The organism is Kitasatospora griseola (assembly GCF_014648555.1).
Taxonomy (GTDB): Bacteria; Actinomycetota; Actinomycetes; order Streptomycetales; family Streptomycetaceae; genus Kitasatospora; species Kitasatospora griseola.
This window is the reverse complement of record NZ_BMRI01000031.1, coordinates 1-6,654: the sequence shown is the minus strand read 5'-3', so window position 1 is coordinate 6,654 and position 6,654 is coordinate 1. Positions and strand designations below refer to the sequence as shown.

Here is a 6,654-nt window from a genome sequence, read left to right as displayed (position 1 = left end):
TGTGCCGGCTCCGGCTTCCTTTTGAGAGGGCTTCAGCGAACGTCGGGCACGCTCCGAGAACTTCGACACCGTCCGGCGTTCCGGCCGCCCGGTGCCGTCCGACCCCGAGAAGGGGCGGGGCGGCACGCCCCGGTGGCGGCGGTGGTGCGTTTCGGCCGAGTGCCGGACCGGGGGAGAACCGTCATGACCCACCGTCCCTCATCGTCGCTGTGGACCCGCACCGGCGGTGCGCTGCTCGCCGCGGCGCTGATGGTCCCGGCGGCCGCCGTCGCCTGGTTCGTGTTCACCGTCGTGCTTCCGTACGAGGCCGAGCGGTACCGCTCGTACACGGCCGCCGTCCCCTGTCCGGCCGGGAGCCCGAGCAGGCCGGGCGAGGAGTGCGTGCGCGCCGTGACGTTCACGGTGAGCCGCACGGTCGTCCGGCACGGGGGCCGGGGCGCCGAGTTCCGGGCGACGCTGGACGGCACCCCGTTCTGGCGCGGCGAGGTGCCGTTCGGCGACGCCGGGCCGGTTCTGGAAGAGCTGGAGCCCGGCGACCGGGTGGACGGCACGGTGTGGCACGGCCAGGTGATGCGCGTGCAGCGGAACGGCGAGACGCAGGCGACCGCCGACGAGCCCCGTGACGAGTCGCAGTTCACCGCCGGACTGGGCACCTTCGCCGCCCTGCTTGCAGTATTCGCCGCCACCCTCGGCGTGCTGCAGTTCATCGGCCGCCCCTGCACCGTCGTGCTCGCCCGATGGATCGCCTTCACCACGTTCCTCGCCTGCGTCGCTCCGGCGGTGCTGGCGTTCTCGACGGGCCTGCCGTGGTGGACGGTGCCGGCCGCGGCCGTCCCGGCGGCGCTGTTCGCGGCGGAGGCGGCGCGGCGCCTGAGCGCAGCGCAGACTCCGGGAGGACCTCTGGGCGTCCTGGACGACCGGTCGCCCGCTTGAGATCGGGTGCGGGCTCAGGGGAGAGCCTGTCTGCCTTCCGGTGCCGGGCGCGTCCGGTGGTGCCATGGCCTCTGCGCGGGGAGACCTGAACTCGACGGGTGTGCCGATCGGGCGCCGCGCGCTCGTGGATCGTCTTGTGCGGCTGGCGGAGCTGCGTGGCCCGGGTGTGCGTCGTCACGGGATCAAGGCGTTGCGCCTCGGCGTCGTCGAGGGGTGGGCGTTTACGGGCCGGTGCTCGGGGTGCTGGAGAACTGGTTCGGCGTCCGGGGCGTGCCGTATCGGCGGCGAGGAGCAGCGCGCGTTTATGCGCCTGGGGTTTGTGGGTTCGGGAACTGCCGGCGGGTGGGGTGCGTCGCGTGACGCGGGACGATCATCATTTTGAGGAGGCGGCGTGGGGTCGGTGGAGGGCCGTCGGGCTCGCGGCTGCGGTTGGGTTTCGGTGTGGGTTCTGGCGGCGTTGGTCCTCGCGACCGCGGGTGTCGTCTGCGGCAATGCCTGGGTGGGCGAAGCGTGGCACTGGTGTCTGACCCAGGATCACGAACCGGATCCCACACTGGCGGCGGCCACCCGTTCCGTCTGGGTCGTCATGTTCGCCGTACTGCTGGTGTGCGGCGCGGTGCTCTCCCGTCTGCCGCGCAGCCGGTGGTACCTGCTGCCGGCGATGTTCGTCGTCGCTGCGGTGCTGGTCTGGTTGTACGTGACCGGGATGGGATCCCCTGCGCCGCTGCGGCCCGGGGACCCCGAGGAGGCCGCGTGCTGGACCATGCGGACGTTTCCGTTCCTCGGTTGAGCCGCCGCTGGAGAGCCCCGGTGGGGGTGGTTCTCGTGGGGCGGTGTGGTGTCAGTGGGCGGGTTGGTCGGTGTGGTGGAGGTGGGCTCGGAGGGTGGCGAGGGCGCGCATGCTTTGGGTTTTGATCACGGAGTTGGTGACGCCGAGTATGTCGGCGGTGGTCTCGACGGTGTGGTCTTCCCAGTAGCGGAGGAGGACGATGGCGCGGTCTCTGGGGGTGAGTTGGGCGAGGGCGTCGATGAGGGTGAGCCGGGTGTCGGTGGTGGTGGCGTGGTGGGGGGTGTCGGGGGTGTGGTCGGGGATGTGGTCGGTCGTCACCTCGGTGGTGCTGCGTAGGCGTTTGTGGTCGAGGAGGCTGTTGAGGAGGGTCTTGCGTGCGTAGGCGAACGGGTCGTGGTCGCGGCGGGTGATGCGGGGCCAGGCGAGGTACATCTTGGTGAGGGTGGTCTGGGTGAGGTCTTGCGCGAGGTGCCAGTCGCGGCACATCAGGTAGGCGATCTGGCGGAGCCTGGGGGCTGCGGCCTGCGCGAACGCGGTGAATTCTGCTTCTTTGCGCACGGGTGGTGCCCCCTGGTGGTGTGTGGGGTGGGTGCCGGGTGGGGTGTGCGGCCCCGGGGGTCCCGGGGCCGCGATGGGGTGAGGTCAGTCGATCGGGGTCAGCCGAACGAGGTCAGTCGATCGGGGTCAGTTGATCGGGGGGAGTGCGGGGAAGCGTGCGGCGGCGGCGGCGCCCTGGGCAGGGGTCATCATGGTGTGGAAGGCGGGGTTGGCGGCGAGTTCGGCGGCGGCCTCCTCGGTGAGGGGGAGGACTCCGGGCAGGTTGGCTGTGCCGTTCCAGGCCAGGCAGGTGGCCATCTGCACGGTGACGGCGGTGCTGTCGGCGTGGCGGACGGTGATCACGGTGTTCTGGATGCAGTTGTCGTTCACGTGGGTGGTGCGGACCTGCTGGCCGTACCTGTCGCGGTGGCAGCCGTCGTCGGTGGAGCACTTCGCGTCGGGGGACGCGGTGCCGACGAAGACCCGCATCATGCCGAGGCCCTGGGGGGTTTGGATGTTGACCTGGGCGACGGGGACGTCGGCGGCGTACTTGCCATGTGCGTCGGTCGCGCCGTTGGCGGCGTAACCGCTGGTCTGCAGGCCGGCGGGCAGTGCGTCGAGGACCGTCGCGAGGACGGCCGCGCCGCTCACCCGGACCAGGGCGCCGGACGCCGTGGGCGACGGGGTCGGGCCGGCGGGGGCGGCGAGGGCGGGTGTGCCGCCGGCCGCCGGGCCGACGGTGCCGCTGGCAGTGTCGTTGGCGGTGCCGGGCAGATGGCCGGCGGCCAGGACGACGGCGGCCGCCAGGGCCAGTGCCGACCCGCTGACCTGTCCGATGGTCCGTACCCGGCGGGCGCGACGGCCCTTCCTGGTGGCTTCCGCCACGATGTCGCCCAGGGGCGGCGGTGTCAGTGCGGACAGTTCGTCGCTCAGGTCCAAGCGGAAGTCCTTCATCCCTGACTCTCCTTCTGTCGTCCTCTGCGCACGCCGGCCATGCGGACCCGCTCGAACGCGGCTCTGACCTCTACACGGGTGCAGGGGTGCGTGGGGTCACAGAAAGAAGCCGCTGTTATCCGATCGTGACCTCCTCGCTGTGGGTGACGGCGCCCCGGCCCGGCCGTGGGCGCACCCTCAGCGCCGGCGTCCCGGCTCTGACTGCCGCTCACCGATGCGCCTCGGGTGGGCTCCCGCACGGTCGGCGGGGTGGTGTCCCCTCACCGATGTGTCCGACAGTGCCCGGCGGTCGGTGATCCGGGTCGGGGTGTGCGGTCCGCTGCCGGGGCGGGCGGGCGGGTGTCGGGGGCATCGACCCGCGCACTGTGTGCCCGGTGCCCGATGTCCTGCCCGGCCCGTGGGGGTGTTGCCGGAGACGAAGTGGCCGGCGCTGCAGACTGCGCGCGGGTGTGGAGTGAAGCGGTCGCAGGTTCTGGTGTGGTTGTTCGATGAGGATCTGACGGCGCCTCAGGTCCGGGAGACGCTCGGCGGTCTCTGGCCAGTGCGGCACCGGACCTCCGTTTACGGGGCGGCGCCCCGTTGTCGACGCGCCCGACATCGTCCGGCCGTCGGTGACCCAGGTCGGGGCGCTCGGTCCTCTGGCATGGCGCGCCCGCGGGGCCGGGCGGCGTGTCCCCTGTGGGTTCGGGCGGTGGCGGTCATGCCCGCGCACCGCCTGCCGGTGTCCGACGTCCTGCTCGGCGCGTGGGGGGTGTGAGGCGGGGTCGTCGGCGTTGGAGGCCGCGTGGGATGTCGGCCGATGGGTGTGCTGGCGGGTGGGTTGTCTCGGTGGTGTGCGGCGGTGTTCGCGCGCGCTGGCTGTTGGGTGGAATCCCGTGGCGGTGTGGGGAGTTGACGGTGCAGCGGTGTCAGTGTCGGCGGTTCGCGGTGTGGGGAAGGCGGTGGCGCGGGGTGGTGCGTGCGGTGTGGAACGGTGTGGTGGTGGCCGAGTCCGGGGAGACGGTGGTGGTGGAGGGCAATCACTACTTTCCGTTGGGGTCGTTGAATCGGGAGTTCTTCGTTCCGAGTGACACGACGACGGTCTGTCCGTGGAAGGGCGTCGCCCGTTATTGGACGGTTTCGGTGGGCGGTGTCGAGAACCGGGATGCGGCTTGGTTCTACCCGGAGCCGAAGCCGGAGGCCGAGCAGGTGCGTGACCGGGTCGCGTTCTGGCGCGGGGTGGACGTCGTCGCGTCCGAGTAGCGGTGCTGCGGGCCGGGCGGCCGATGGTTCGGTGCCACTGGGCGCCCGGGTGCGGTGGGCGGGGGGATGTGCTGCTGCTCCGGCGCTCCTGGGTGCCTGGGTGCGGCGGTCCGGGGCGCGGGCTAATCCAGGCGAACAGCAGAACGCCGCGGGGGACCGAGACGTTCGATGCCATGATGCACGAATTCGGCCCGGAGAATGTTCGGGGAATCTCCGGGGAATGGTTGGCCGCTGATGACCTCGCAGATAACTTGACGAGCCATGATGTTGGGATCCGGGATGTGCTATCGCCTGAAGTGGCAGCGCCAAATGCATCCACGTGGAAAATGGCGAACCACTGGGACCTCTCAAAGGTGGGGAGCGTTAAAGCGGTAGGCACCCCCGGAACCCATGTTAATATCAATTCGCTATTCTTAAGGCTGGAAGGATGGGATGGGTAATTCGCATGAAGCCGTGATTCGGGACATTAGGGGCTTTGCTGCAAGTGGTCATGGGCCGGTCGACGTTGTGCGCCGGATGCTTTCTGGGCTCACCGACCCGAGAGGGGGAATGCCTAGTTCATACACCTGTGCCACCTGTCTCTACAGGGCATTTGAAATTGAAATCGAGGTGGCTAAGAGGGCTCAAGCGTGGGCTGGCTTTGGCCGCGGGGGCAGCATGACGAATGAGCAACTCGAGCGACTACTGGGGAGGCTCGTCCCGCGCAGCGAGGAATTGTTTGATTAGGCCGTATCCACCGAGTGGTCATTCAAGTGGGTAGAGTCGGACGGCTATGGCCGTGCCGTGCCAGGCAATGATGCGCTTGTGTTGGAAACCGTTGTCTTTCCGAGAGTGACGGGCACGTTTCCACCGGTCAGGCATAGTGCCGGCGATTCGGTGGCAGGGTCGGGGTGTCATGTCGTCTCTTCGATGGAGGTGCCGGATGCCGTCGGTGATGGGGCTGTTGGAGGAGCGCGAGCGTGCTGCCCGGCAGCTCTGGAGGTGGTCGCGACGAAGGCGGAGGGGGTGCGGTCGAAGGTGAAGCGCCTGGCCGCGCGGGGCTGGCCGGCCGAGGAGCGTCCGGGGATGTTCAGCGTGCTCGCCGGGCGAGCCGGCGGCTCATGACCATGGTCATCGACCACCGGATCATCGCCTCGGAGGTGTCGGCGCGGGTCTCGAAGTCGCGGCGCATCAGCCACGCGAACGTCCGCTCGACCAGCCGCCTCTTGGGCAGCGCCATGAAGCCCGTGGTGTCGTTGGTGCGTTTGACCGCGTTCAGTGCGATCCGCAGGACGTCGCGGGCGAGGTCGACCAGGCGCCTGGTGCAGCCGCCGTCGGCCCAAACCGGCGTGATGCGCCAGTGTCGTTGACGCAGCCGCTCCAGCAACGTCCCGCCGGCCTCGCGGTCGGTGACGCAGGCCGCGGTGACCGGCACGGTCAGCAGCAGCCCGAGGGTGTCCACGACGATGTGCCTCTTGCGGCCGTTCACCTTTTCCCGCCGTCGAAGCCTCGGCTCGCGGCCGGCACTGACGCCGCCGCCTTCACCGGTTGGGCGTCGATGATGCCCGCGGTCGGCTCCGGATCCCGCCCGGCGAACTCGCGGACCCGGTCCCGCAGCCGGTCGTGGAATTCGGCGACCAGGCCCTTTTCCCGCCGGTGCCCAAAAAGACGCGTAGACGCGGCCCCATGCGGGGAAGTCCGCAGGCATAGCCCTCCAGGCGATGCCGCCGGCGACCAGGTAGCGCACCGCATCGACCAATTGTCGGTGACAGTAAATCTCCGGCCACCCGCCGCGGCCTTCCAGCCAGGCGGGCACGGGCATCGCGTCCCGCACGACGGCCCTTTCCGCATCTGGCGGGCTGGTCCGGCTGGCAGGGCTCGTCGATGACCTTGTTGGGGGAGGTGCCGGTCCGGGTGTCACTGGTCCGAAGACCGCGGGGTCGCCGCGGTGCGGAACGGGGACTGTGCTCACTTCTCAACCACCGTGGACCTCGCCCTCGACCTGGTAGGCCGTCACGTCAAGGTTTTGATGAGTCAGGTCAGTTGCGTCGTCTCGGCGTGACCGGCGACTACCTCGACCACCAGGTGCAGCAGGCCTCGGGCGCGATCGCGATGCTTGACCACCGGGCGGGGCCATTCCCGGCTAAAGGCTGTCTCGTAACTCACCTGGCAGCATTGGGGCACGTGCCCTGCCGGTCATCCGGCGAGGGCGAGGTTGT

6 protein-coding genes are annotated in these 6,654 nt (G+C 70.0%); 3 read left to right on the top strand and 3 right to left on the bottom strand.

Translation table 11 applies throughout. From position 1 onward, the window contains the following. Positions 1-183: 183 nt before the first annotated feature. Both IEZ12_RS28745 and IEZ12_RS28740 read left to right on the top strand, forming a co-directional pair. The gene (locus IEZ12_RS28745) at positions 184-933 is read left to right on the top strand and encodes a hypothetical protein (RefSeq protein WP_189275980.1); all 750 of its coding nucleotides are present in this window, start codon (positions 184-186) and stop codon (positions 931-933) included. A gap of 391 nt (positions 934-1,324) precedes the next feature. Next, positions 1,325-1,723, top strand: a complete 399-nt coding sequence (locus IEZ12_RS28740) for a hypothetical protein (RefSeq protein ID WP_189275979.1) — start codon at positions 1,325-1,327, stop codon at positions 1,721-1,723. Between the two features lie 51 nt (positions 1,724-1,774). Here the strand turns inward: IEZ12_RS28740 and IEZ12_RS28735 are convergent, their stop codons facing one another. Together IEZ12_RS28735 and IEZ12_RS28730 are read right to left on the bottom strand one after the other, a co-directional pair. Next, complete coding sequence (locus IEZ12_RS28735) at positions 1,775-2,281, bottom strand: SigE family RNA polymerase sigma factor (RefSeq protein WP_189275977.1); 507 nt, start codon at positions 2,279-2,281, stop codon at positions 1,775-1,777. A gap of 126 nt (positions 2,282-2,407) precedes the next feature. Further along, positions 2,408-3,214 (bottom strand): hypothetical protein, encoded by an 807-nt coding sequence (locus tag IEZ12_RS28730; RefSeq protein ID WP_189275975.1) that lies wholly within the window; start codon positions 3,212-3,214, stop codon positions 2,408-2,410. Between the two features lie 951 nt (positions 3,215-4,165). Between IEZ12_RS28730 and IEZ12_RS28725 the strand changes: the two genes are divergently transcribed. Next, complete coding sequence (locus tag IEZ12_RS28725) at positions 4,166-4,456, top strand: DUF427 domain-containing protein (RefSeq protein WP_229848221.1); 291 nt, start codon at positions 4,166-4,168, stop codon at positions 4,454-4,456. Between the two features lie 1,069 nt (positions 4,457-5,525). Here IEZ12_RS28725 and IEZ12_RS40920 read toward each other — a convergent pair. Continuing rightward, positions 5,526-6,356, bottom strand: a complete 831-nt coding sequence (locus IEZ12_RS40920; protein ID WP_505744224.1) for a transposase — start codon at positions 6,354-6,356, stop codon at positions 5,526-5,528. Positions 6,357-6,654: the final 298 nt, after the last annotated feature.